We start from the raw sequence: 26,613 nt of genomic DNA on the forward strand, positions 1-26,613 counted from the left end.
ATTCTAATATACTGTTCTTATTCAATAAATAGGAGAAAGAGTTATGAATGAAGTTAACCTCTATGATTTGGCAAAGAAAATAAACGATGGAAATAAAGATAAAAGTGATATAGATAAGACATATAATAAAATTAAGTATCTGTATAATAATCTGATTAATGATGATATTTTTGAATTTAAAATAGAGAAATTTAGTGAATATGAGCAAACATTATTTTTAGCAGAATTGCTTAAAATTATGGATTCGCAGAAGGATTTCTTTAATACAGAAAATGCTAAAAAAGTTCCTAACAGAAATATTCTTGGAAATTTGAAAAAAGAAGATATGGATTTAGAATTAGAAATCTTAATTGATAGCTTTATTAAAACTGAACATAAAAGTCCTTATTTTACACCGAATTTACCTTCAATAAAAGGAATATATTATGCTTCTTATGAAAATAAAAGCATGATTAGGCATCATTTACGACATTCAATAGATAACTGTGAAAAAAGCCTCCAGGAAGCTTATGAACCAATAATAGAATATGCTAATAGTGCAGATGAAGAATTAAATTTGTTTAAGGGAAATGGATTAGAAAATTTAAAACAAGAAATGCTCGTTACATATTTAATTGAGGATACTTGCTCTTATTTATTTCTACAAGGGATAATTTACCTCATTATCAAAAACAATGTTTTAGATAGCATACAGAAGAAAAAGTCTATGTTAGATATATATGAGTTGATTAAAAATATAAATAATAATGAAGAATTTAAATGTGATAAAGAAAATTTTGGTATATTTAATTCTTTTGCTGTTTATTTATTCAAGTTAAATAGAAGAAATGAACTCAAAAACTATATTGATATAATAGAAGTATTAGAACAAGAGATGAATGAAGACCAAGAAAAATTTAAAGATGTTAATAAAGAATATATGTGTAACCAAAGATGGATTAAAGAGATTAAAACAAAAAAAGAACTAATGAATATTATACTTGAGGGTAAAGAAGAAAAAATAGAAAGATTTAATGAGAAATTACAAAGATGCAATAAAGTAATTGAATTTTTAAGAAACAATGCGGGAAGAGAATTATATGAGGACTATCTGCAACATATTAAGGTTGTGTATAGAGAAGTAATTGAAAGTAAAATAAAGTATAATAATAAAAGTGCTAATACCATAGTTAGAAATTTGCTAAAAACAAATGAAGCACCTAAATTTACCTCTATAAAAGAATCATTATTTATAAGAGAAAAGTTAAGTAGAGGTTTTTTTAGGGAAGATGGTTTGATTGAGGTATACAAGTTAAAGAATTACATACAAAAAGAGTTATATAAAATTACACTTAAAATTTATGATAATACTGATTTAGTATTTGTAAGAAGAACATTTATAAATATCTATAGTGAAATTTTTAAAGTGCTAATGAAAACACTAAAAGGTATGGAGAAGATTTATTGAAATAGTTTAGTGTTCTACCCCCACTTTTTAGAATTGGTTAATAGCTGTAATATCTACTCTCTCAGATTAAAATATATATACAATAACTATTATTTGGAGGGAGTAGAGCTATGAAACTAATTAAAGAAACTAAGAAGTATAAAGTATATGAAATTCAATTTAAGCACTTGGGCAATTTTATTATAAAAGACCCATTGTACTGTGAAAATAAGTTTAAATTTAAGACAAAAGGTGGAGAAAATTACGGAGAAGCAGTATTATTTTCAATTGTTAAATTTGAAAATAAGAAGAATGGTATTAAAAGTCAATGTGAATGCTACCAAGAGGATACACTCGCTGATATAGAACAAGATATAATAAGTATTGAGAATAAAAAGCTAAATAATACAAAGTTTTATGCTAATTGGATGAAGCTTATTTTTGTCAAAAATAAGTATTATGAAGTGAATATTAATGGCAATACAGTGGAAGGTGAGTTTATAGGCCAAGATGCTTTTAAAAGAAATACCTTTTATTTCATTATAAATGGTGAGAAAGTGCGTTCGGAAGATTTGAAATATGAGGGGTATCTCCTTTAATCTCAGAAGTAAATTGATATAAAGACTTATAATAAGATAAATAAAGTTTATTTTGGAGGTTAGCAGATGGATATTAATATTAGATTTATAGATAAATACAAAGGTTTGGATGTATATGAGTCGCCAGATTGTCAATCCCCAATGTCTATAATTACAATAAAAAAAGAGAACAAAAGAGCCATTTTATACAATGGTAAAATGTGCTATGATTTTCCTACACAAGAGTTTAATGCATTACTTGAACATGAAATTGGGCATATCCATTTAAAGCATAGCACAAATGAGAGAGATATAAATAATGAAATTGAAGCAGATTTATATTCTGCTAAAGTGGTAGGTATAGATACTACTATTCAAGCTTTGGAGATGACATTATATATTGTAAAAAAGCTAAATCATAAATATGCAAAAGAAGAGTTAATTCAAAGAATTAAATCACTCGAAGAGTATAAAAATAATATATAAGTATTTTATTAAATAGTAGTTTATTTTTGTATTCTTAACCCTATACTATGTATGTAGTCAACAATCTAATTCAACGTTTAAAAAACTCATTCAAAATCTAATAAAGTTATTCAAAAATAACAAGGAGAAAAGAGCGAATTCAGGCTCGATTCTCTCTGTTTTTTGATATATAATGGAATTAAGGATAGAGATTGCGATAGAGAAAAGATAGTTTTTTGATAGAAATAAAGATAGAATGTAGAGCAAGTGCAGTAATACCAAGGGCTACGACTATTTGATAGAGTCAAGACGTTAGGGTGCGGAGAAAGATAGTTGTTATGGAATAAGCGGTAGATTCTTGACTTATATCTCTAAATCCTACTCAGCGTTTTGAACGACTTTATTGTATGCCTACATTTTTTTGTTGTCGGAAAAAAAGTTGGAAAATGGGAAACAAAGTTAGAAAATAACTTTGTTGTTCATTTAACGATGAGTAGAATCCAATGATATGGATACTGTATGTACTAATAAACTCATCCAATCGGCACTAAAGTCATTTAATAAGGATTAAAGTAGTTCAATAAAACCAGGCAGAAATGGGAGCTTTCACTCCTGCTTCCTGCCTGGTTTCTCTATTTTACCAGTAAATCAGAGAAAAAGATTGAGACGTAGCAGGAATCCATAACCTCGTAAAGCCTCAGATTTTAATTCTGCTTTGAACAACTCTATTCTTTGAAATTGAGAGAGGAGTGAAATAAGACCTTTTGTTTCAATACAATAGTATGAAGAATGTATGGACTATTGAAAAATGAATTCAAAAAGTACAGGCTAAGCAAATATAATTATAGATTAGGGATGGTATGTGGATAGTGCCCTCCTAAGTTACTTTTACGCATGACTTTTTTAACTTAAAGAGGAGTTTAGTAAAGTATTGTAGAAATAACAATATTAGTTGAAAGAAGTCTATTGTGCACCAGTAAGTCGTAGATTATGCAATTAAATTTATTACTGAGGATGATAAAGATGTTTAGAATACTAAGAAGTGATAAGAACCACAAAGTGAATTATGATGAATATTTACAAGCATTACAAGAATGCAAGGACACGGCAGAGAAAGAAGTTGCATACCTAACAGAAAGGATTGTTGATTTGAAACATGTATTGAATAATAGTTATGACAACTTGAATGATTTTATCAAACAGGCACAATCTTTAGGTGAAGCTAATGATGAAAAATTGATTTCACTGTTAGGAAACTTAAATAAAACAATATTGATGCATCTTAATAATGGCATAACCAATATAGAAAATTCTATTGAGAAAAAAGGTGAGTATCTAAGTACATTTACAGTAACTCTATTTGGTAGGACAAAGGCGGGAAAAAGCACAATTAGGGAAGCATTAACTAATGGAAATGGTGAAAGCATTGGAAAAGGTGGACAAAGAACTACACGAGATATTAAAGAATATTATTGGAATAACCTAAGAATTATAGATACTCCTGGTATATCTGCTTATGAAGGTGAAGAGGATGTGAAGGTTGCAGAGAGTATAATAGATGAATCAGATTTAATATTGTTCTTAGTAACAAACGATAGCATACAAGAGACGGAATTCGAGAAATTGGTACAGCTTAAGTCACAAAACAAGCCAATCATTATACTATTAAATGTTAAAATGGACATAGAAAATGAATTGCATAGGAAAAGATTTTTGAAGAAAAGCAGGGAGATAGTTAGCTATGAGGGCCAAGCTGGCAATATTGATAGGATAAATGAATACTCAAAAAAGTATTTAGGAAGCAATAATCTTCAAATAATTCCTATCCATGCATTATCTGCATTTGAAAGCACAAGAGTTGATGATGATGATTTAAAAAGAGAACTGTATAATGCATCAAATATGAATAGAGTTAAGTTCATGCTTAGAGAATTGATAGTAAATCAAGGAAAACAGAAAAGAATACTTAGTTTTAGAGACGATTTTATATATTATTTAAATAGCTTAGAAAGCATATATTGGAGCAGTTACAAAGAAATGAAACCAAGGCTCAAATATATCAGAGATAAGCATTCAGAGATTAGAAATTGGTTCGTTGATTTTAAGTCAAAGGGTTTACCCAGTATTGAAAGTGAGATTTCAAAAATTTTCACACAGATATCATCAGAGGTAGATTCATTTGTCGATGCTTATGCAGGTAACAATGATGCAGAAGATATATGGAAAAGAAAGCTTGAATCCCATAATATTGAAAGAAAGGTTAATGACATATATAGCGAATTATTCGATGATGCTAAAAGATATTTAGACGAATTTGCAAGGCAGATTACATTTGAAACTAATAATCTTAATTTTAATAGTGATATTAGTGATGTTGGTGATTTAAAGAAGGGGATAGTAGGAAGAGTAGCCCGTTGGGGTGGGGTTGCACTTGACCTTGCATTCTTCGTCACTCTAACAAATTTTTGGAATCCAGCAGGATGGGTTTCGGCTTTAATAGGAGTTGGTGGGGCTGCCATTACACTTTTCTCATGGCTATGGGGGGATGATAATAGTAGATACGATAAAAAGAAATCAGACATAAAGAATGATATGAAAAAAAATATTAAAAAAATGGAGAATGATACAAGTAAGAAATTACGCCATGCTTTTGAAAAGAATATTGTAGATAATTTATATAAGCAAATAAACATTGAATTAAGCAAAAATATTGATTTATTGTATAAATACTTAAATATGATTAGAAAGTCTACAATAAATATCAGAGATGAAGTTAATAAGGAAAATATTAACCTATTTAAGGTATTATATAAGCTAACATACAAGAAGAACTTTGGCTGTCTGATGATAAGAATCGCAAGAGAACAAGGGGCAATGTTGAAGATATTAACGAATGAGGATGAAACACTGAAAGAAAAAGATAGTAGAAAGTTATTAGAGAGTATATATAATGGAGAAAGAATTATTTATATAGAATTTATAAATGAACCAAGCGAATTGCTAAAAAGGGCTTTATTCCCTGCTAACACAGATAAGGTTGAGTTTGAGGTTAATATGCCTAATATAACCATTAAGGCAGGAAAAGAGAAAGTAAAACAGATTATAGGTAAGAAGGGAAGAAACATTAGATTAACAAACAGATTATTTGAAGATTTTAATATTAGTGTTGAGGAGATATAATTTATGGAACAGGTAGAATTTATAAGGCATAAAAAGAATATTGAGGAGTTAAAAAAGGATTTGGATATTATTACTAACAAAATTCAAAGTAATAATTGTAAAGTCTTAATAAGAGATTACAAAAATGACCTTGCTGAGCAAAATAAGAATGACGTTTTTAAAATTGCATTTATTGGACAGTATTCAGCAGGAAAATCTTCTATTATTACAGCATTAACAGAAAATATGAATATAAAAGTTGGGCAAAATATAACAACTGATAAGGTTACAGAATATAAGTGGAGTGACGTGTTATTAGTAGATACTCCAGGTATAGGAACTGACCATAAAGAGCATGATGAATTAGCTTATAGACACATGGATTTAGCTGATTTGTTAGTCTATGTAGTTACTACACAGGGATTTGATGACTTAATAGCTAAAGATTTTAAAAAGATAGCTTTTGAAAGGAATATGTCTTCAAAGATGATGTTAGTAGTCAATAAGATATCTTTAGAGTCTATAAGTAACAAAGTAAACTGGGAAAATGATGTTAAAAGAGTTATCTACCCTAAAACATTGGATGAATTAAGAGTGACTTTTATTGATGCGAAAGAATATATAGAAGCATTGGAAGAAACAGATGAAGATGATGAGAGAGAGTTAATAGTCTTAAGTAATTTTAGTGACTTTGTGCTAAGATTAAATAACTTTATAAAAGAAAAAGGGATAGCGGGAAAGCTTATATCTGAAATAAATATAATTGACACCTATCTAAATAGGATACTTAATGAAATATCTACTGATGATGATAGAAGGAAAATACAAGAGCTATTAATGCGAAAAAGATTCCTTGTAGAAGGAAGTCGAAAGAATATGGATAGAAAAATTGAGAGAGAAGTTCAAAATCTACATACAGGAATTATAAATATCTCAAATGAGTTTATTTCAAAGATAACAAGTAGTAATAATTCAAAAGACATAGCTGATGAATTTGAGGATACAAAGGATAAAGTGGATAGATTATGTGGTGACACAGGTATTAAGATAGAAGATATTGTTGACTTAGAATTAGATGACCTAATTAAAAAGATAAATGATTTAGAGGATTCACCAATATATAAGGAATTACTAAATGATTTTAGTAAAGATATTGATTTTAATGTAAACTTAAAAGAGAAACAGGACTTACAAAAGCTAAGAAAAGCTCCTGATGCGTTAAAAGACGTTGGAAAATTTTTAGGCATAGCAGGAGATGGCTTTAAAAACTGGTGTGTAAATGCAGAAAATGTTGGCAAAGGTTTAAAAGCCCTTGCAGGGAGTGATGCACATAAGTTTGTCTTAGATGTAGGACACTTCTTTGGAAAGAAATTTAAGCCATATGAGGCTCTGAAGATAGTTGATAAATTGGGTAAGGTAGGAGAGGTAGTATCAAAAATTGGGCCAAAGATAGCTATAGTTGCAGGAATAGCGTCCCCACTTATTGCTGTTTATGAGGAGTATCAGGAAGGACAAAATGAAAAACATTTAATGGATGCAAGAACGGCAACAAGGGATAATTTTAGGACATGGGCAAATGAGATTAGAGATAATGCTTTAGAGAAAAAGCAAGAGCTACTTTCCAATATACATGATAAGGAGTTAGAAAATATAAGCAATCGTATTAGTTCTTTAAGAAATGAAGAAAAATTGCAAAGTGAGCAATCTAAGTCATTACTTGATTTAGAAAATAGAATAAGTAGTCTTGTAAAGAGTATTAATTGTATACATTAAAAAACATAGAGTTATTTGTTGGTTTTATATATTTATTACTATGCCTTGGACAAAAAAATATCATTGTACACAAAATCATATTAAAGTTATTTTACCTAACTCTACAGAAAATAGCATAGTACAATATATAAAAAATATTTTAGACGTGTTGGTAAGGGCGAACATGAACTCTTCTTGATGAATATAGAGAGTAGGAAGGCTTTTACTGGTTAAACATTGATACAGAGAGATATGAATGGTCATTTTCTGATTTAAAAGTTGGAAGAAGTGAAACCTATTCAAATCTAAGAGAAGATGGTGTTTAGAGTAAGAATCAAAATTGTTTTAGAATATAAAAGTAGGAGATAAGATAGTTGCATATGAAACTGGTAAGACAAGTGCAATTACTTCTATATGTAATATAGTAGATAAACAGTATATAAATGAAGAAATAATTGTTGAGTTTAAGAAGAGTATAGATTTTGATAAATTCTTATCGTTAGATAAAATGAAGAATGATAAAGAGGTAGAAAATTGCAATGTCGTAGTTTTTCACAGGGGAATACTTTTTCAATTAGATAAGAAATATTTTTACACAATGAAGAAAATGCTTGAAAAAGAAAATATGCCATCTAATTACGATAAACAATTTGATGAAGCTGTTAGTGCTTCATTAAGGCTGAGCAATAAAGAGTGAAGGGAAAGATTAAATAACAAAAAAGATGCTATTTCTGAAAGAGTTCAAGGAGTAACCATCAATTTTAGAAGTGCCCTGATGTAGTTGTAGAGGTACTTATTAGAGCTAAATGAAACTGTGAAAAATGTGGACAGCCAGCTCTATTTAAAAGAGACTCTGACGGAACTCCATATCTGGAAGTGCACCATATTGTTAGATTGGCTGATGGTGGAAAAGATACCATAGAGAATACCATGGCTGTTTGCCCAAATTATCATAGGGAATTACATTTTGGATAGCAAAGGTGAAAGTAGCTTAGTATGATAATTTGCAAATAGACAAGTGTATTATTTATTTAAGGATGCATGTTTAACATAGGTTATACAACGAAAGGATGAGTAATGGAACATGACTGATGAAACGAACTCTATACAAGAAGAAATAAAACGAACGAAAGAAGATATTGAAGAGTTAAAAAAAGAAATTGAAAATGTTGTTTATGATATTCATGGAGGATTCGACGAGGATGAAGACTCAGACGAAGAATATGAGCAAAGGTCTAATAATCCTCAATATATACTTGATGAATTAGAGAGAGAAAGGAAAAGGAAGGAGAAGGAATTATTAAAGTTAGAGGCCGATGCTGAGATTGAAGAGAGTAATATGAAGTTTCAGCATAAGAAGCAAAGATACAAAAAAGGTATACTTGTTTCAGACAATGAAACAGAAGATGACCTTCTGTCAAGGAAGGTATATTCTCAAATATTAGCTGAATACATAGTAAGTAGAAAAACAGATACCCCATTTAATGTTGGTATATTTGGTGAGTGGGGTGAAGGTAAATCAACATTCTTGAAACTTATTGAGCAGGAAATAAGAAATGTGGACAATAAACAAGAATTCGGTGAAAATTATAAAACACACATAATTAGATATGATGCTTCAGAATATAGTGAGCAGAATAAAATTTGGTCATGTATTTTAAAAAAATTATTTTATAAATTTGAAGAAGAGAAGGGAATTTGGGCGAAAATATTATTTTCTTCTAAACGTTTTACTAAAAAAATCAAGAGAAATTCATTGAAGTATTTAATAATGATTATCACAGTTATTTTAATAATTGTGTGGGGATTTATATTCAATAAGAACATAGTAAGTATGCAAGAGTTTAAAAAAGTTTTCGTATACAGTTATATAGGAATAATTCCATTAGCGATGGGAGTTATAAACATAATAGTTCCTTTTATAAAAAGCCAAATTAAAATTGCAAAACCATTAGCAGAGATGGTAGAAACAAATATCAACTTGCCAAGCTATACAAAAGATTTAGGAATAAGAGAAAATATTAAGGAAGATTTAACAGACCTTTTAGAGGTGTGGCTAAAAAAGAGTAAGGATAGTAAAGGATATAACGAGAGACTTGTAATATTTGTTGATGAATTGGACAGGGCATCAGAACAAGGAATATTGGAATTATTAGATTCATTGCAAATATTTTTGTCAATGAAACAAATTGTAATTGTAATAGCTGTTAATTTTAGGTCAGTTTGCGATGCCTTAACAAATAGGTTTGAACATCTAAATAAGGATAACGTCAAGGAATCAGATAAAATAATGTTTGCTTTGAACTACCTGGAAAAGTATATTAATATTCCAGTATTTTTAAATTATGAAGGTAAGTATGAACAATATGTTAGTAAGTTATTTTTTGAAAAGAGCAAGATGGATAATACAAAAGTAAAGAGTGAAAGAGCTGATTCGGATATGTCAAGGATAGTTCAAGAAGAAAAGTTCGTTTTTGATGTGAATGAAATGAATATAATTAATAATGTACTTGACTATATAAATAGGATTAGGCACATAACTCCAAGGGAAGTCAAAAAAGTAGTTAATATACTTGTATTGTCTAAACAGATATGTATGAGTGTTAATGATGAATCGTCAGATATAGAAAAAATACAATTTGAGAATTATATAAAGTGGTTCATGTTTTCTTATTTCAACCCTATAACATCATTTAATCTACTCAAGATAATTGATAAGAAAGAATATTTTGATAAGTTTAAAGAATTTAGATTTGGTAATGTAAAAGGTGATGATATAAAAAGAGTCAATGATAAAGAACCTATATATGTAGACAGAGAACCTTTTGCTAATAAAATGATAACCTTATTAAGTGAAATTAAAGTTAATGAAATAAGGATTTTTAAGGATATATCTAATCATTTCATATTTAATGAAAATCGGTTTTAAGCTATTATTGAAATAAGAGTTTGATTAATAATATAGTAATATATTGTATAGTTTTACAGTTTAGTGGATGTTTACTTGCCAAACTTGTTAAACAATAACTAAAGTAATTAATGAACACTTAACTCATTCAATAAAGCCAGACAGAAGTACGAGCAAAAAAGAATAATTAATTTTAATAAGTATCACAATAATTTATGTGGGTGATTGATTGGATAATATTTTCTTACTTATAAAGGAATTTATGAAACATTTGAGGACGTTGGATTTTATATGAATGATAAGGAAAGCTCAGAGTCTTATCATTGTAGATTCTCTTATACGTTGTAAGTATATAATAAAAGTGATACACCAAAAATAATGAGGAATTTTTGTATTAAGTTCTATAGAGGGAAAAATGAGGTGTTTTCAACAATTCCTAACAATGAAGACACAAAGAGATATAGCAATTATGAGTATTGGGTGGATAAAATGGAAGTAGTGAACATAAAGCCAAAAGAGATAGAAGTATTAAAGAAATCTGTTATATAAACTATGGTAAACTGAATTCTATTGAGGCATTATCAAAGATACAATTAACTTATTATGCTGAAAAAGATAAGAAAATAAGAATTATTTTGCACAAGGGTGTTCTTAGCATGAATAGCTATATATAAGCAAGTTAGTAATGATTGTAATTAGTGAGTATACTATTAAGTTAAATAGAAGAATTTTTCAGGATATACGGAATATATTTTCATAGTATTTTTAATGTTATAAGGTGAGATATTACTTTTATTTTGTAGAAATTAAAACCAATAAATTGTATAACTATATTAAGAATATAATGTGGGTTAGAGTATACTACGTAAAGATATATATGAAGTAGGAGTGTTAAATATGAGTTATGTTAAAAGTTGCAATAAAGGGGATTATACTATGGAGAAAAAAAGAACCATACTTCCAGTGGGAAAGTTTAAAACAAAAGCACAAAAACTGAATGAATTGGTATTGAAACTTCTTAGAAGATTTATATAAAATAATAGGGTGTTAGAAGATTACTTTTTGTAAGAGGTAAGAGCAATTTAGCAATATCAAAAGGTTATAAGTAACTTTTGATAATATACGTAAAGTTCTGGATACGAACATCCACATTAAAACTATTTAATAGCTCTAATGTGGATGTTTTTGTTTATTAAACCTACAATTAAAATCATAAGTGGATAAACTTAACTAAGATTGAGGCTGTAGGGTTAGGAGTAACAATAGGAAATAAGGGATTTGTATAAGATTTGGAGTAGGGCAGTTAAAAACAATTTTTATTGTGTACATAGTTAATATGAAACTTAATGAGTTCCTTAGGAGATAGTGATTACAAAGAGAATACATAGATGTTTCTGTTGAAAATAGGTGATTGCATAGACAATAGGCAAATTTATAGAAATAATCAGGCTTCATATATTATAATATTAGTATTAATTAAGAGGGGAACTGGTAACATGCTTCAAAGAAATATTTATGAAATAGAAATAGATTCAGAAGAGGATTACGAGAAGCTAATAGGGATAGACATAGTGATGAATAGTAAAATAGACAGATGTTGTTCTTTAGGCTACTATGAATTGATAGGTTATATGGGGACAAAAATGATAGTAATTTCTTCAAACGTGAATATTAATGAAATTAAGCATATTCTTTCAAGTCGACTTAATGAAAACTATAAAGTAAGACAGCTTCAAATGTATACAGCAGAAGTTTTAAATGAAAAAGACCAGGGAGTTTTAAGAGAGATAATAGAGGGTAGAGCAATCTATTTACAAAGAAATAAGAAGAATGGTAAGTATTATTTTGAGGATGATACTACTGATAGCTATGTAAATATAGTTGCTATAGACCCATTAATATTTAGAGATTTATACTGCCTTTTTAGACTATTTTAAAAGTAAGGAAAGAACAAGATAAAGTTAGGTGAAAATGTTTTAGATTAAAAAAATAGAGTATAATAAATAAAAAGAAGGAATGAGGAAGCCATGTTGGAGAAAAGGAAAAAATGTATTTATAGCACAAACAGAAAAATTATATACAAAGAAAAAGAGGCTGTACCGTTAGTAAAAAATAAAATGCTAACTGGGAAAAGCCTCTTTGTTTTTTATATTGAAGTTGTATAGTAAACATTATATATGAGTTATGTAGTAAAAAAATTGTAAAATGAATTACTTTATGAGGCAAGAACCGTTATTGGACATGATAAAGAATAATTTACTTTAAAGATAACTTATGTAGTTAAAAAGAAAATTATAGAAAGTGTCAAAAATGGTATTTGGTGTAAAGTAAGCGTGGGAGGAAAAGATGGATGTTGAGCTGTTAAAGAAAATCTTGAAAAAATTGATTACATTTGCGAATGTAATATTTAATATAGTGCTGTCTCTATGTTGCTTTCTGGTGCAAAGTGCCATTAGAGACAGGGATATAAGTGTATTAATATTTTCTATAAGTATGTTTATTGCAGGTATTTCTGCATTAGTATTCTTAAAGTATTTTAAAAGATTTCTGTTCGGAGAGGGCGATTAAAAAATGGTAAAAAGAAGAATGAGATTGTCCGAAGGGAATTTTAAGGTTAATGCTATGAAATTAAATGAACTTCTATTTCAACTGCTATGAGTTAAGTTACATTAATAAGACAATGCCAAATTTAATATTTAAAAGGCAGTACTGCTTAAAAAAACTATTCCATCCTTTTTTATTGCAAATAGTCAATCCAGTGTTTTTTCACTTGTCGCTTTTCCTTAGAGATTAGAAACTACTTTTGTGATTTAAGTATCTGGTAATCCTAAAAGATACACAAGCTCTAAGAATTATAAAAGTCTTACAAACTGCATATAAGAAAAGAGAACTAAAAACAAAAGGGGTTGTGTGTTACACAACTGATTTGCTACAGGAAAGGATGATAACTATGGAGAAAAACAGTAATATTAAAAGCTTCGGAGAATTAATTAGAGATTTAAGGAAACAGAGGGAGGTTTCGTTGTACGATGTCGAGCGTGAAACTGGAATTTCTGCCTCTTACATAAACAGAATAGAGAGGGAAAATAGAGAAAACCCCAGTATGGAATATGTTTCCAGATTATCCAGGTACTTTGGCATACCCATCACTATAATCCAGGACTTGTTCCCAGGAGCATATAAAGGTGAAGCAAATGACTGTGTGTCATTGGATAAACTGATATTGAAGAATGAAGTTTACTTTGCGAATATAAAAGCAACAATTGATGTGAAGTTGAGTTTACAGAAGATAGTTTGGATTCTGGAAGACAATATTGCTTCTGAACAAACTACAAGAACTATGGAGGCAAATTTGCTTCAGGAAGTGGATAGATTAAGAATTAAGGTAAATAAGTCTGCATAACGCAGACTTATTTATTAAGGAGGGGTAGAAGTGTCAATTGATGGCTCTCGTAAGGAGTATTTATATCTTGTATACCTAAAACTATATCCTCAAGAACTTGAAAGGATTACATCATCTCAGTTGATAGACATAGCTTTGGAAAGAAAATATGGTAAGAGAAAAGTTGACATAAGTACTTATGTCTCGGATGGTAGAACGTGCATGATAGAAGTCCAACTATCTCCGAGTAATGATAATCATTTTAGGCAGGTACAAGAATTAATATGTAGAAGTGATGAGGTAAATACTTTGATAGTATGGGTAGCAACTAAATTTAGGGAACGTGATTTGATTGAGACTAAGCATAGTATTACATATAGTGGAAAAAATATTGAGTTTATAGCATTGGCTATAGATGAAGAAGTTGTGAATAAGTTGGAAGTTATAAATTCATTAGATTCATATAAACAGGTAGATGCATTAAAGAATTTAAGGACTATACAACAGCATCTTACATTAGTAGAGGGGATTAGGTCTTATAACGGGAGACCTGTAATTTATACAAAGGCAGAACATATGAATAATAGTTATACTTATAAGCAAGAATTTCTTTTAGATATACTAAAAGAGTTACGAAAGGATTGTAAGTTCTTTGCCAATATATATCAGTACAAGTCGGTAGATAATAATTATTTTACATTGGGTTCAGGATATGAAGATATTAACTTTCGTATAATTTACAATAGAAAAAAAATGGTGGGAGTAGAGCTGATATTTAGCCATAGTAAAAGTAGAGAAGTATTCTTTCACTTATTAAATAAAAAGAATGAAATTGAGGATGAATTAGATTACTTAGTAACTTTATGGGATAGTAGTTACCATAAGATAGCTACATACATTAACCCAAACAGTTACAGAGATAGGGAAAGTGCAACAAAGTTGATTGCAAGAATTACAAAAAAATATATTTATGTGTTTGATAAGCATATAAAAGAGGCAATAGAAGATAGAAAAAATAATATATAAAATATATGAAAGCCAGTGTCTTGAACTGGCTTTTCTATTTTTGTAATAATGGGTATTGAATACAGCTCTTATTAAACTCTATTTAATTGTGAAAAAATATCATTATAATGACGTATAAAGACAAAGTTTTGGGAATTCATGGACGATTAATAATTACACTTAATAGTCCATTAAATCATCAAAGAACATGCGTAAGTGGGAAAAGGAATTTGAGGTATCTAATGTTCAGCAGAAACAAGACAAGCATATCGCAAACATTACTACTTTTATTGCTGATGTATGAAGGTATACACTTTTTGTTGACGGAAATGGTAGAGTAGGAAGAAAGCTGGTTAACTGTATTTTTTAGGAAATGGCCTTCCTCTAATTATCATTATTAAAAATGATAAAGAAAAGTATTATTTGACTTTTGAACAATTTAATGCAAACGAAAAGATAGATAAAATAGTTAAGTTTTTAGACGACCAAGCATATAATACTTGGAGTTTTTAAAAGTTAAAGGGATTAATTTACAATAAAAGTATCAGGAGTATATTATAAATGTCAAAATCTTAATACAAGTATTAAAAATATAACACTTGTATTATAGAAAGAGAAAAAGCTCTTTATTAACCCAATATGATATATGGAAATAAAGGTAGGATATAAGTGTAGAGGGAAGATATAATGCTTACATCCTATTTTTTATTTGTAGTAATATAGAAGACTTTATAGTTGTAATAACACCGTTACTTAGAGTGATATATGTTTAAGTGGCCGCTAAAACAATTTACGATATTAGTGCTTTGCATATTGATATAGCTGTGTGTAAGGTAGCTGACTATATCCACCATCATATCTAAATATACGCCGTTAATAGAATTTGTTATATAGCCAATATATTACTGATAAGCATATAGTAACTGTGCCTATCCAAACTTGATATATATAATCACGTATAGTTCTTATTAAGCTCTAAATTTATCTTTTGTAGTATATCTTCAATGATAATGCACTCCTTTTAACTTTGTATCTCTATAAGTTAATTATACAGTAGGTGTAAGAGATTAATACTATAAAACAGTTCTATATGGTTCGAGTAATTGACGATAAACAAATGACAGAAAGTGCGTATAAGATAGTCAAAATAGCAAAGTTAATAAGGAAAATCTGGTATAGTAATCATAATAGTGAGTTAAGGAGGAATAAGAGCATATGGATGGAATTAAGAATAAAGATATAAATATAGAAAATAGGATTTTATGTGATAAATGTTATAGGATTATAGACAGAGAATGTGGTCTTGCAGTATTTGGAGAGAAAATAAAGATAGCACAAGAATTATTGGAGCTAAATTTACTTGATGCAGAACGAGTAGCCGATGCAACAGGACTGAGTGTGCAGGATGTACATAGATTAAAGGGCGTGGAGTAGAAAATGTAAATGAAAAATATCTGAATGTATAAATTGTCAGAATATTCACCACCTTCCCTGAAACATAATCCTATATGTAGTTAAAAAAATTGGATTAAATGTTAATTAAATTATTTATTGGTTGTATAAAAAACAACTGAAATGAAGTGTTTCAAGAACTTATAGGAATACATATATCAATAATTAAATAGGATATTAGAAAAATAATATTAGCTTTAATAAGTATCTATAAAAAAGTTGTAAGTATATAAGTATTTATAATTATTAATTGAGTTATAAATTATATTTGTAAAACAAGCTAAGACATTGGAGGCGTAGCAATAATTAAAAATGCAGTATAAAATATGATTATAAAGTATAAAAGATTAAGGAAACTGATAATGCAATGGAATTAAGTATTTTAATAAAAGAAATAAACAAACAAAGTAATATAAAGATTAACAAAGGATATTATCATAAACTTACAGTAGATACTATAGCCAGGATAGAGGAGCTGGAAGATTATATTACCAAAGAGCTAAATATAGATGAATATAATGAAGTGATGGTAAAGGAAAAGTTAAAGCTTCAAAGTATGAGTAATAAGCTTCTAATTGATAAACTTGAGGAAAGTGAGAATGTGATATATGAAAAGCTTTTGGAATTAAGAAGGTTAAATTTTAAAGAGCAATCACTTGATGGAGTTAAGAAGAATATGATGGAACAGTGCATTAGACCGACATACAGTATAAATTCTGGTAACATGATTACTCTTTCTAAGCCTACGCTTAATTCATTGACATTTGATGAAATCAAATTACTAACGGGTTTTGAGAGTTATAAATCTTTTAATAGCATAGAGAACTTATATGACTTCTTAATTAGATATGAGTCTTTAATTCAAAAGGAAAAAGAAATGAGCTCATATTTAATAAAAGGTCTAACGCTTTACTGTAATTTTGAATATATTTGTGAGGATGATATAATTCAGAAGTTTAGTTATAGGTATATGAAGCAGGAAATGTATAGAATTGATAAAAGTAATCCAGCCACACTTAGAGCATCATTAATGAAAATACGGGATGAATGTATATGTATCACTGGAAAAAATTATAAGTTGTTTGAGGAAATATATGATAAGTATAAGGGAGACATAGAGTTAACAAAACAGCTTATAGAAGAGGGAATGCTCAAAGAACGTTATTATAGCTTTTTTTCTCCTGACAGTTGCATATATGAAGAGGATAGATTGAAAGTTCTTGAAGAAGATATGAGGATAAAGGAAGGAATTAGAACAAGACTTAATGGACTTATAGTTGAATTAAACTTGATAAAGGAACAGATTAATAATCAAAGGTGTACGGATTGTAGTTCTAAAAATCAGCACAAAGATATATACAGTATAAATGAGACAATAGAAAACCTTAAAAAGAGAGGATTCTCTGAGGAGCATATAGAAGTACAAGTTAAAAAGTTAGAGGGTTGGAATAGGGTAATAAGCGAGAATAGAAATAAAAACCATTATGTGCTTTTACATGATGATTGTTCTGGAGAAATAGTTTCTGATTTTCTTTTCGCAGGAAAAGGCAAGGTTTTGGTTATAAGGGTGATTTGCAGTAAAAATAATTATGGTGACTTTGCATATACTTTATGTATGGAAAACAGTCCAGTGATTATAGTTAAAAAGGGTTCACTGCATAGGAAACTTAATATACAATATAGTGACGGCACTGTAGAGGAAGTTGTTTCCAAAAGCAAGATTGAAAATATAAGAAATGCCATGATAAGGATAGTAAACAGAATACTTTAATATAAAGAGCTTTAATAGCTCTTTTCTTTTTTGTTTTTATACTAATAGTCAATATAGTATATTATAGTACTATTCTTAAAAGTAGTAAGGCATATTATGAAATGAGTTAACCGTATAGCCTTGGTATTAAAAGACTAAGCATATAAATATTAAATATACATTTTGGACTTATTGTTAAGTATATTAGAAGCCAAAAACTCTCTATTAATAACATTACCATTACTAAAGGTTTAAATAAAAACAAAATGTATACCCTTTTGATGATATAATTCAGCCCCGCAGGGTAAACAAGTAATATGAATAATGGCCTTATTAAAAGGCCATGGAATAATTCAACTTTTTATAAATTAGAATAAACTTTTACCAAGTAAAACTGTAGAACATTATAGAACATCATAAGCATTGAAAAACTTAATCCTTTTTTGTATATTCAAGTCAAGACGAATGAGATTCAAAATATAAGGTCTGAAAGATTAAATTTTTGAAGATAAAAATGAAAAGTAATTTGTAAATAAGTAATCGTTCGTTTTTGATTTGTGGAGGAGATAAATATGGATAGAATAAATAGTATTAAGGAATTGGTAGCACAGAAACAAGAAGCTTTAGAGAGTAATGACAATAAAGCGGTAATAAAAGCTAATAAATCAATAAATATATCAATAAATGATATGGTTAGTAGGATTAAGGATAATATGGAAAGAGAGAATGATTACAAGAGTTACCTGGAGAAAAACAAAGAACTTGTAAGAAAGCAGGTAGGACTTAATAGACAAGTAGAAACAGTGGAAGAAGCTATGGAACTTATTAAACAAGTAGACTTTCGCTATGTATTTGGCTTGGACGTGGGTTTAAAAGAAGTATTTGATTGCGACCTTATATGTAATGGGAAGGAAATATCCTTCGTATGTAAAAGCAAAGAAGAGGCAGATAGACGAGTAGAAGAAGAACTTTATAATAACCATGGTGCAGAAATAAATGAGCACGGGTGCTATGAAAGATTTGGGATGTTTGTAAGGGAGATTAGGATAAATGGGGAGAGAATTAAGGCATGGATAGAATATGATAAGAAAAAGCGAAAGTATCTTTATATAGTAGGTAGTATAGACAATGAATATTATGCTATTACTAAGCTTGATATATTTAATTTATTCCAAATTTTTTTTAAATGTGATATTAAGACCTCCTTCAAGGAACTTGCCGATTTATTGAATATTAGAATAAGTGAGATTGAAGAAATAAGAAACAAATATGAAAGAAATAAGAAGTTTTTGAGAGAGAACTTAAAGTCTGATAGCTTTCCAGTATTGAGGGAGCTTGTAGGTAAGCATATAAATAAGTTGGATATACTGTTAGAAGAAGCTATCAACAAACTATATTATCATATTAACTATAATAAGAATAATGTATTCTCTGCGTCTATGGACCATCTTGGAGAAATTATGGAGAAGGGTAAAAGCACTATAAGCCCAATTATAAATACGTTTGTACTTCTTGGTTTGGTAGAAAAAGCTGATGTAAACACTGGAGTATTTAATAGAGGTAACAATAATGATATAACGCACTTTTATATACCAGAGTATAATCAAGAACTATTTGCAAAATCGGAACAATTAGCAAAAATAATGCTCTATCAAGGAAAACGGATTACTGCAAGTAAATTTTCTTACGGTCATTGCATAGAGAAATTTGGTAAAGAAACAGCAAATAAAACATTTAAAGATAAAGTGGTTAAGGCAAGGGCAAGTTAAAGCCCTTGTCTTTTTTAGCGGGTTTAAAGCTCGAACAGGGTAGAACTCTTAAACTATATAAACTGTATTGACTATATGCAATAATAAGTTAAAACAAAGGAAAACAGGAGAGAAAACTAATGATTAAAGAGATTAAGTATGAAGAGTTAAGGATTAAGGAAAAGCTGATAGCGTTTAAGGTTAATGAAGAAATAGTAGGAAAGATGCTAAGAGATTTTGGAAATGATGTATTGAAAGTAATAGAAGATAAACCTTATGTGCTATGCCATTACATGTATGACCTTGAGTTAATTAAAGAAATCATTGAGAAGAATAAAGGGTGCAAGTGCAAAGAAGAAAGTAGTAAGAATATAGTTGCGGCCACAATAATTCATGTTTTGGAGACCGTAACAGCTATAGAAGGACATGCATTTATCTACAGAGAAGAATTAGTGGTTAGGGCTAAGAAAAATGATGAAATAGCTACTGATGAACTAATCGACGGTGTGTTAGAGCATTTAGAGCTTCAAGGAGAAATTGTTATAGATAAAGATACAGTAGGAAAAGTATGTATTTATCCTGGTAATTTATATAAAGCGGAAGTTCAAGTTGCCAATCTGGTAAGCTACTTGGTGGAGAGCGATAAAGCAGATAACAAGGATTTAGAAAAAGCTAATATATTTTTGAAAAATTACAAATGTGGGGACATTACTTTGAATGATGGACAACAGGAAGCTGTAAGATTAGCTGTTTCAAGGTCTATAAGTATTGTTTGTGGTGGGGCTGGTAATGGAAAAACTACGGTGATAAAGGCTATATGTGACGCATTCATGTACTTTGGGCAATCTAACATCAAACTCCTATCATTTACGGGTAAGGCTGTAGAGAGAGCCAGTGCTATTACAGGTATACAGGCGACAACAATACATAGGCTTTTAGGATTAAGGGAAGATGGTAGAAAAAAGGTTGATAGGATTAAAGCTGATGTCATTATAGTAGACGAGGTAGGAATGTTAGGGCTGGAACTATTTAATATGCTTATTCAAAGTGTTAAGGAAAACAAAGATATAAAGCTTGTGCTTGTTGGAGACCAGAATCAACTGCCCTCTATTGCTCCTGGTAATGTATTTAAAGACCTGATACAGAGTAGTGTAATACCCGTAGTTAGAATGACTGAGACGGTTAGACAGGAAAAGGATAGTTTGATTATAGCTAATTCTAATAAGGTTTTAAGAGGTATTACATTAGATGGAAGTAATGCTGGACTAAGGTTAAAGCAAGGTGAGTTTGAGTTTATAGAAGCGGATAGTGAAAAAATTAAGGAGAAAGTTATAAGTGCAATAGACAAGCTGTTAGGCAAAGGAGAAAGCATTTATGATATACAAGTTATATCTCCAATTAAAGGTGGAGATAACGGGGTAGAAGAATTGAACCGAGATATAGCTGATAAATTTAATTATGTTTCAGGAAGAGAAGTTTATAAGTTTGGAGTATTGGACCCTATAATAGTAGTAAGGAACAACTCTAAAAAAGAAGTGTTTAATGGCCAAAGAGGTATGGCTATAAGAGTGGAAAGGAATATGAGTAGAACAGAAGCTGTGGTAGTAGATTTTAATGGAAAAGAGGTAACTTTCCAGAACAATGAATTGGATGCTATAGAAGTTGCCTATGCTTCTACAGTACATAAAATGCAGGGGAGCGAATCACCAATAGTGGTGATTGTGGTGGATAAGGAACAAAGCAAGATGTTAACCAGAGAACTGTTATACGTAGCGATTACCAGAGGTGCTAAGAGGGTAATTCTGATAGGAGACAAGGAAACTTTCAATATAGGAGTAAGAAATAAGAGTAATATGAGAAACTCGCTTTTAATGCAGAGGCTGAAAGATATTAATAAATCAATTGTAACAAGGGGTATAGTTAGGTAAATATACTTGCAGTCCAATCCTTAATTAATAATGATGGAGTCAAACTTTATAGAGCATTAAAACCATATTAAAAGATGTATAAAAGATATAAAATATAATAAGAGATTAAGGTAATCAAAGGAGAAAAAATAATGAGCAAAGACGATTTAGTAGTAAGTCCAGAAAAAATATACATAAAGGATTATAGACAGTTATTAGCATACAAAAAGAGTGTTGAAGTGGAAGATATTATATATAAACTTTGTAAAAGGTTTCCTAATGAAGAAAAATACCGAATGTGCGACCAGCTTATACGTTGTTCAACCAGCGTTTCAGCCAATATATGTGAGGGAGGGTCACAATTATACCCAAAGAAATATTTTTCGTTTTTAAATAATGCTCTTGGGAGCTGTGCAGAAACTGAGCATTGGTTGTCGAAGAGTAAGGACAGAGGGTATATTGGTGAGAATGAATATACAGATTTAATAAATAGGAATTCTGAAGTAAAAAAGTTAATCATTACATACCTTAAAAATATAGCTAAAGAGAATAAAGGGGCTTATTAAAAGCCCTTATATTTACTACATTAGATACCATAAAGATGAAGTTATAACTTTAATAAAAATGGCTTGGATACTCAGCTAAAAGGCATAAATCATTTTTCAAGAAATAATAAAAATATAAATAAAGTGTACAATTCAACAACAGAATAATATATTAGCAAATAAATCTGTTGACTAATATAGAGGTTATAGGATTATTGTTGACTAAAGTTTAATTTGGGTAGTATAATTATGACAATATAAGGAGTTGACATTGATATGAGCGAAGCGATAGAAAATAATATTACCTTTGGAGAGTTGATGGCAAATGCCAGAACAAAGAAGAGCCTTTCGTTACAAGGTTTAGCAGATAAGCTAAAGGATGAAAAGAATGAAGATGTTAGTAAAAGTTACTTGAGTAGAATTGAGAGGAACGAACGGTTAACGCCATCGTTTAGGTTAGTATGTGATATCACAGAGGTCCTTGAATTAAATCTTAATGAAGTTCTTATGAGCTTTGGATACAAAAACCTTATTGAAGAAAAATATAGATATACTGGTATAGAGCAGATTATAAGGTTTAGTGATATTGTTGCTCCTATTTCTCCTTTAAAAGAATGGGTATCCTACAAATCAAACCTTACAGCCCAAGAAAAAGAAGTATTACTTCGATTGATTAATGATATATTTACAATTGGAGTAATACCAGATGGTGAATTAGTAATGCAGATAAACTATATTTTAAGTGGTTTAGACCAGTATAGGAAAATGAGAGCTAAGACTTTTGAACAAATAATATATTTTGATAAAACAGATGAACTTGGTAAGTAGAATGAAATAAGATAAAAATTTTAAAAAAGGTGTTGACGATGGTGAATAAAGATGATATTATTATGACATAAGGCAACAACAAATGAAAAGTTGCCTGACGTATAAACGAATGATGAACATTCAGTTATTTTTTTTATTTTTTTTATTTTTTTATGATTAGATGATTTTTAAAATAGATATTTTTTTATTGAGACAAGCAATTTATTATCGAAGAACTGCATACTTAAAACCAAGCCCATACAAGGGATAAGTGTAATCCTTACATTTTCCTTTGGATTTAGTTGGGGTATGTTTTAAGCGTGTTCTTCCTTAATAAATTGCTTGTTTTTTTAAAATCTAAATGAAATCAGGAGGAATAAATATGAGAAAGGTAATTGAAAGACGTGTATATGATACTGAAACAGCATTGATAATTGCAGAATACTGGAATGGCTTAGGGAGAAACGACTTCGGGTATTTTGAAGAAACTTTGTATAGAACAAAAAAAGGAAGTTTTTTCTTGTATGGTTCTGGTGGTCCCTTAACTCGGTATTCAGAATCAAGTGGAAACCAAACCTGGGGTATTTCCACAATAATACCTCTTAGTCATGATGAAGCTTATGATTGGTTAGAAAGACATAATGAAATAGACGCTATAGAAGAGTATTTTTCTTGTGAAATAGATGAAGCTTAGAAAAGCAGATAAGAAATATTCCAATTCATGATATAGATTATCTGAATAAAGGCAAATGGGCGGCAGGGTGGGATAAATAATAAATATTACCTTAGATAAAAATGAAAATTATAGTCAGTAATAAATGTAGACAGCATATGGAGGCACATAAAAAGCATTTTGTATTTAATTGGGATGAGTTTATAAGAAAGTGTGAAGCAAACGGTAAGTTTGATAATTTACATAAGCCGTTTGAAATAATCACAATAGAGTTTCCGTTTATAGTAGGAAATTGTAATCTTATCCAAACAAAACCCAATGATGATATTGTATATGCTAAGAGAATTGGAAGAGAAATATATACAAGATTTATAAGAAATGCTAAAGCTGAGACCACGAATTCTATAATTTTTATTTTAAATAGAAGCAAAAACAGAATTGGTGAATACTACTTAATTACTATGTTTCCAGGTAAACAAAACTTTAAAGAACCAGAAGACATAAATATCAGTTCTAAGGAAGAGCTATTAGACTGTTTAAAGTTTTGGAGGGACCATGCTCTTGTATATGATGAAAGCATAATAGATGTAAATAGCATTAAGCGATATTGTCCTTACAAAAATCTCTATATTGCAGTAGCTTGAGTGTTAGATACTAATAAATGATAAAGAGGAATAATGCTAAAGAAAGATGGAGGAGTTAACTAATATGAAAATGACTAATAGTGAAAAAATAAGTAATGAGAGATTTAAGAATAGCAAAATAGGATATTTCATGGGAATAGGAATCGAAGACAATGATTCAATTTTAAGAAGAGAATTATCATTGTTGGAAGACGATAAAAACTCATCAGATTGGATGAGTTGGTGCATATATGAAGCAGTAACTGATATTTTTGACGGGGTCGAATATCAATCTATGGATTGGATAGGGCATATTATTAAGCATAAAAATGATTTCTTTGTTATAGGGGTAAATGAAGAAGAGTTCAATAGGCTTATGGAAGAATTGCCAATAGATTTAGACAATAAAGAAAAGGTATATAACATTCATATATGTGAGATGAAAACATTCTTTAACTTAACAAATCCAGAATCTGAATTTGCTAAAGAAATGTACGAGGAATGGTAAAAATGATTACATAAGATGAAATTAAATAAGGAGGAAAACTAAAAAACTAAAGATGAAAAACAAAAAATAGATTAGACGGAGAGAACTGCTTTGTCGAGGCTATAAATTACGACTTTTGTATGGTAAGGTTCAGGTGAATTTAATAGAATATGACATAAATTAGAGCCAAGATGAAAGGGAAAAGCAAGAAGTTAATATATACATAGATTTAGACAAGTCTTTAGTATTAGCCAACGATGTCTTACCTGGTAAGGTTGCTAAATTAGCGGAGATAGGCAGGATGATGATAGTGGCATGAACTTTAAAGGAATGAGTAGTAACTATATGAATGGATTTATTAGTATAGGCTAATTAAGAAGACATGAGGCACTTCTATAAGTAACTAATGATGAAAAGGAGGAATTTGATTATGGAAAATAAAATAAACCCGAATCTATTATCCGATGATGAAATGCTTAAAATTTTAAAAGAAGAATATGAGGAGTTAAAACCAAAGGGGTGTTGGGATTTTTTTAGCAGGAGGAAAAGGTCTCCTTCACTACCATATTTAAAGAAAAGGTTTGGAGTGCCGTTTAATAAGATATTACTAAAGGCAGGTATAAATGAAAAGGAACTAAACTTTGTCAGAAGAGATAAAGAGGAATATACAAAAATAATTAAAAATTTATATAAAAAGTTAGGACATACTCCATCTGCACAAGAGTTTATAGCGAATGGATATAGTACAGCTATTTTATCAAAGATATTTGGTTCATATAATAATGCCATGAGAGAATGTGGATTAGAACCTAATAAATATCAGTCAAAAGTGAATGAAAGCAAAAAGGAATTGCTTAAAATATATAAAGATATTAGTAATAAAATTGGAAAACCTGCCTCAGAAGACGAATTAAATTCTTTTGAGGGGGTATATAGTGCAACTGTATTTTCATTGAGATTTGGGGGAATGAACAATCTTAGGAAGATAGCAGGATTTGAAGAAGCACATGGCGGTAATAAGCCAAAGTACAGCAAGGAAATCATTACAGAAACTCTTATAGAGGAATATTACAAATTGAAGAGACATTTAACAAAGCTCGAAATTGAAAAAAATGAAAGATTACCAAGTTACATAACTATTTTAAAATACTTTGCAGTATTAAAAATAGCAGATGTATGGGCAGAGATTGACAAAATAATTATTGAAAGAGAAGTGCTTTGTAATAAGAGCTTTTCGAGTGAGGATAAACAATATTCCCATACTTCTGAAACTGAAATTATAAATGCAGGAACGATTGGTGAAAAGAAAGTATCGCATTATCTAAGTTTTCTTAACTACAACAAGTACAAGGTCTACAATAATATCGCCGTAAAATCAAATGGAAGGTATCAACAAATAGACCATTTAGTTATAGGTCCCAATGGTCTATTTCATATAGAGACGAAAAACTATTCAGGGGAGATATATGTTGATAGAAATGAAAATTGGAGCAAAACAACTAAATATAAGTATGAATTACTGGAAAACCCTAAAGGTCAGATACAAAGACATGAAGAAATACTGAAAGAGATAGTTGGAGATAAGTTTGAGATAGTAAGTATTCTTGCAATGGCTCATAAATATTGCAGATTATCAGGATTAGAAAATACAACATTAAATCTAATGAAAGTAGAATGTGTGTTAGATTTTATAACATCATATGAAGGACAAAGTTACATTAGCAAAGCTCAAGCAACTAAAATAATAAATGTCTTAGAAAAAAGTATAGAGACTGCAGACACCAAAGTAATTTAGTTCAAGGTTAGAATTTAATAAATTAGTAAAATAATAGACGTAATATCACTAAATCAAATAAGTGGATTATATTTAGAAAGATATTTTAATAAAGTTCATGGAGAGTGTATAGAAAGTATATGGGTGACTATTAACTTGTTAAGTAAATAAT

General features: G+C 29.5%; 22 protein-coding genes. All 22 read left to right on the top strand.

What is annotated here, in order from left to right; translation table 11 throughout:
• The first annotated feature begins 43 nt into the window (after window positions 1-43).
• The 22 genes from RR409_RS13500 to RR409_RS13610 all read left to right on the top strand — a co-directional run bounded on the left by RR409_RS13500 (window position 44) and on the right by RR409_RS13610 (window position 26,462).
• Window positions 44-1,447, top strand: a complete 1,404-nt coding sequence (locus RR409_RS13500; protein WP_332558292.1) for a hypothetical protein — start codon at window positions 44-46, stop codon at window positions 1,445-1,447.
• A 110-nt stretch (window positions 1,448-1,557) separates the two neighbouring features.
• On the top strand, window positions 1,558-2,025 hold the full coding sequence (locus RR409_RS13505) for a hypothetical protein (RefSeq protein WP_332558293.1): 468 nt from the start codon (window positions 1,558-1,560) through the stop codon (window positions 2,023-2,025).
• A gap of 66 nt (window positions 2,026-2,091) precedes the next feature.
• Window positions 2,092-2,490, top strand: a complete 399-nt coding sequence (locus tag RR409_RS13510; RefSeq protein ID WP_332558294.1) for a hypothetical protein — start codon at window positions 2,092-2,094, stop codon at window positions 2,488-2,490.
• Between the two features lie 1,002 nt (window positions 2,491-3,492).
• Window positions 3,493-5,649 (top strand): GTPase, encoded by a 2,157-nt coding sequence (locus RR409_RS13515; RefSeq protein WP_332558295.1) that lies wholly within the window; start codon window positions 3,493-3,495, stop codon window positions 5,647-5,649.
• Window positions 5,650-5,652: 3 nt separating this feature from the next.
• Window positions 5,653-7,401 carry a GTPase gene (locus tag RR409_RS13520; protein ID WP_332558296.1) on the top strand — a complete coding sequence of 583 codons (1,749 nt, stop codon included), beginning with the start codon at window positions 5,653-5,655 and terminating at the stop codon, window positions 7,399-7,401.
• 1,063 nt (window positions 7,402-8,464) lie between these two features.
• Window positions 8,465-10,309 (top strand): P-loop NTPase fold protein, encoded by a 1,845-nt coding sequence (locus RR409_RS13530; protein ID WP_332558297.1) that lies wholly within the window; start codon window positions 8,465-8,467, stop codon window positions 10,307-10,309.
• Window positions 10,310-10,708: 399 nt separating this feature from the next.
• Window positions 10,709-10,837, top strand: coding sequence for a hypothetical protein (locus RR409_RS13535; RefSeq protein ID WP_332558298.1), 129 nt, complete (start codon window positions 10,709-10,711; stop codon window positions 10,835-10,837).
• A gap of 348 nt (window positions 10,838-11,185) precedes the next feature.
• On the top strand, window positions 11,186-11,323 hold the full coding sequence (locus RR409_RS13540) for a hypothetical protein (protein ID WP_332558299.1): 138 nt from the start codon (window positions 11,186-11,188) through the stop codon (window positions 11,321-11,323).
• A gap of 353 nt (window positions 11,324-11,676) precedes the next feature.
• The gene (locus RR409_RS13545) at window positions 11,677-12,225 is read left to right on the top strand and encodes a hypothetical protein (protein ID WP_332558300.1); all 549 of its coding nucleotides are present in this window, start codon (window positions 11,677-11,679) and stop codon (window positions 12,223-12,225) included.
• 409 nt (window positions 12,226-12,634) lie between these two features.
• On the top strand, window positions 12,635-12,856 hold the full coding sequence (locus RR409_RS13550; RefSeq protein WP_332558301.1) for a hypothetical protein: 222 nt from the start codon (window positions 12,635-12,637) through the stop codon (window positions 12,854-12,856).
• Between the two features lie 382 nt (window positions 12,857-13,238).
• The gene (locus RR409_RS13555; RefSeq protein WP_332558302.1) at window positions 13,239-13,691 is read left to right on the top strand and encodes a helix-turn-helix transcriptional regulator; all 453 of its coding nucleotides are present in this window, start codon (window positions 13,239-13,241) and stop codon (window positions 13,689-13,691) included.
• A 30-nt stretch (window positions 13,692-13,721) separates the two neighbouring features.
• Window positions 13,722-14,696 carry a DUF4268 domain-containing protein gene (locus RR409_RS13560; protein WP_332558303.1) on the top strand — a complete coding sequence of 325 codons (975 nt, stop codon included), beginning with the start codon at window positions 13,722-13,724 and terminating at the stop codon, window positions 14,694-14,696.
• A 1,194-nt stretch (window positions 14,697-15,890) separates the two neighbouring features.
• Entirely contained in the window at window positions 15,891-16,109 is a 219-nt protein-coding gene (locus RR409_RS13565) for a hypothetical protein (RefSeq protein ID WP_332558304.1), read from the top strand.
• A gap of 385 nt (window positions 16,110-16,494) precedes the next feature.
• Window positions 16,495-17,898: a hypothetical protein gene (locus tag RR409_RS13570; RefSeq protein ID WP_332558305.1), complete on the top strand. Its 1,404-nt coding sequence runs from the start codon at window positions 16,495-16,497 to the stop codon at window positions 17,896-17,898.
• 551 nt (window positions 17,899-18,449) lie between these two features.
• Entirely contained in the window at window positions 18,450-19,646 is a 1,197-nt protein-coding gene (locus RR409_RS13575; RefSeq protein ID WP_332558306.1) for a hypothetical protein, read from the top strand.
• A 119-nt stretch (window positions 19,647-19,765) separates the two neighbouring features.
• Window positions 19,766-21,553: an AAA family ATPase gene (locus RR409_RS13580; RefSeq protein ID WP_332558307.1), complete on the top strand. Its 1,788-nt coding sequence runs from the start codon at window positions 19,766-19,768 to the stop codon at window positions 21,551-21,553.
• A gap of 131 nt (window positions 21,554-21,684) precedes the next feature.
• The gene (locus tag RR409_RS13585; RefSeq protein WP_332558308.1) at window positions 21,685-22,098 is read left to right on the top strand and encodes a four helix bundle protein; all 414 of its coding nucleotides are present in this window, start codon (window positions 21,685-21,687) and stop codon (window positions 22,096-22,098) included.
• A 255-nt stretch (window positions 22,099-22,353) separates the two neighbouring features.
• Complete coding sequence (locus tag RR409_RS13590; protein WP_332558309.1) at window positions 22,354-22,905, top strand: helix-turn-helix transcriptional regulator; 552 nt, start codon at window positions 22,354-22,356, stop codon at window positions 22,903-22,905.
• 361 nt (window positions 22,906-23,266) lie between these two features.
• Window positions 23,267-23,578 (top strand): hypothetical protein, encoded by a 312-nt coding sequence (locus RR409_RS13595; RefSeq protein WP_332558310.1) that lies wholly within the window; start codon window positions 23,267-23,269, stop codon window positions 23,576-23,578.
• A 137-nt stretch (window positions 23,579-23,715) separates the two neighbouring features.
• On the top strand, window positions 23,716-24,201 hold the full coding sequence (locus tag RR409_RS13600) for a hypothetical protein (RefSeq protein ID WP_332558311.1): 486 nt from the start codon (window positions 23,716-23,718) through the stop codon (window positions 24,199-24,201).
• Between the two features lie 64 nt (window positions 24,202-24,265).
• A complete protein-coding gene (locus RR409_RS13605; RefSeq protein WP_332558312.1) occupies window positions 24,266-24,688 on the top strand; it encodes a hypothetical protein in 423 nt (140 codons plus the stop codon).
• A 409-nt stretch (window positions 24,689-25,097) separates the two neighbouring features.
• Complete coding sequence (locus RR409_RS13610; protein WP_332558313.1) at window positions 25,098-26,462, top strand: NERD domain-containing protein; 1,365 nt, start codon at window positions 25,098-25,100, stop codon at window positions 26,460-26,462.
• The last annotated feature ends 151 nt before the right edge of the window (window positions 26,463-26,613 follow it).

This window comes from Clostridium sp., from assembly GCF_036642255.1.
Lineage (GTDB): Bacteria > Bacillota > Clostridia > Clostridiales > Clostridiaceae > Clostridium_J.

Coding starts and splice junctions, on each gene's coding strand:
- RR409_RS13500 (WP_332558292.1), top strand. CDS start 44: ATGAATGAAGTTAACCTCTATGATTTGGCAAAGAAAATAAACGATGGA.
- RR409_RS13505 (WP_332558293.1), top strand. CDS start 1,558: ATGAAACTAATTAAAGAAACTAAGAAGTATAAAGTATATGAAATTCAA.
- RR409_RS13510 (WP_332558294.1), top strand. CDS start 2,092: ATGGATATTAATATTAGATTTATAGATAAATACAAAGGTTTGGATGTA.
- RR409_RS13515 (WP_332558295.1), top strand. CDS start 3,493: ATGTTTAGAATACTAAGAAGTGATAAGAACCACAAAGTGAATTATGAT.
- RR409_RS13520 (WP_332558296.1), top strand. CDS start 5,653: ATGGAACAGGTAGAATTTATAAGGCATAAAAAGAATATTGAGGAGTTA.
- RR409_RS13530 (WP_332558297.1), top strand. CDS start 8,465: ATGACTGATGAAACGAACTCTATACAAGAAGAAATAAAACGAACGAAA.
- RR409_RS13540 (WP_332558299.1), top strand. CDS start 11,186: ATGAGTTATGTTAAAAGTTGCAATAAAGGGGATTATACTATGGAGAAA.
- RR409_RS13545 (WP_332558300.1), top strand. CDS start 11,677: ATGTTTCTGTTGAAAATAGGTGATTGCATAGACAATAGGCAAATTTAT.
- RR409_RS13550 (WP_332558301.1), top strand. CDS start 12,635: ATGGATGTTGAGCTGTTAAAGAAAATCTTGAAAAAATTGATTACATTT.
- RR409_RS13555 (WP_332558302.1), top strand. CDS start 13,239: ATGGAGAAAAACAGTAATATTAAAAGCTTCGGAGAATTAATTAGAGAT.
- RR409_RS13565 (WP_332558304.1), top strand. CDS start 15,891: ATGGATGGAATTAAGAATAAAGATATAAATATAGAAAATAGGATTTTA.
- RR409_RS13570 (WP_332558305.1), top strand. CDS start 16,495: ATGGAATTAAGTATTTTAATAAAAGAAATAAACAAACAAAGTAATATA.
- RR409_RS13575 (WP_332558306.1), top strand. CDS start 18,450: ATGGATAGAATAAATAGTATTAAGGAATTGGTAGCACAGAAACAAGAA.
- RR409_RS13580 (WP_332558307.1), top strand. CDS start 19,766: ATGATTAAAGAGATTAAGTATGAAGAGTTAAGGATTAAGGAAAAGCTG.
- RR409_RS13585 (WP_332558308.1), top strand. CDS start 21,685: ATGAGCAAAGACGATTTAGTAGTAAGTCCAGAAAAAATATACATAAAG.
- RR409_RS13590 (WP_332558309.1), top strand. CDS start 22,354: ATGAGCGAAGCGATAGAAAATAATATTACCTTTGGAGAGTTGATGGCA.
- RR409_RS13595 (WP_332558310.1), top strand. CDS start 23,267: ATGAGAAAGGTAATTGAAAGACGTGTATATGATACTGAAACAGCATTG.
- RR409_RS13600 (WP_332558311.1), top strand. CDS start 23,716: ATGGAGGCACATAAAAAGCATTTTGTATTTAATTGGGATGAGTTTATA.
- RR409_RS13605 (WP_332558312.1), top strand. CDS start 24,266: ATGAAAATGACTAATAGTGAAAAAATAAGTAATGAGAGATTTAAGAAT.
- RR409_RS13610 (WP_332558313.1), top strand. CDS start 25,098: ATGGAAAATAAAATAAACCCGAATCTATTATCCGATGATGAAATGCTT.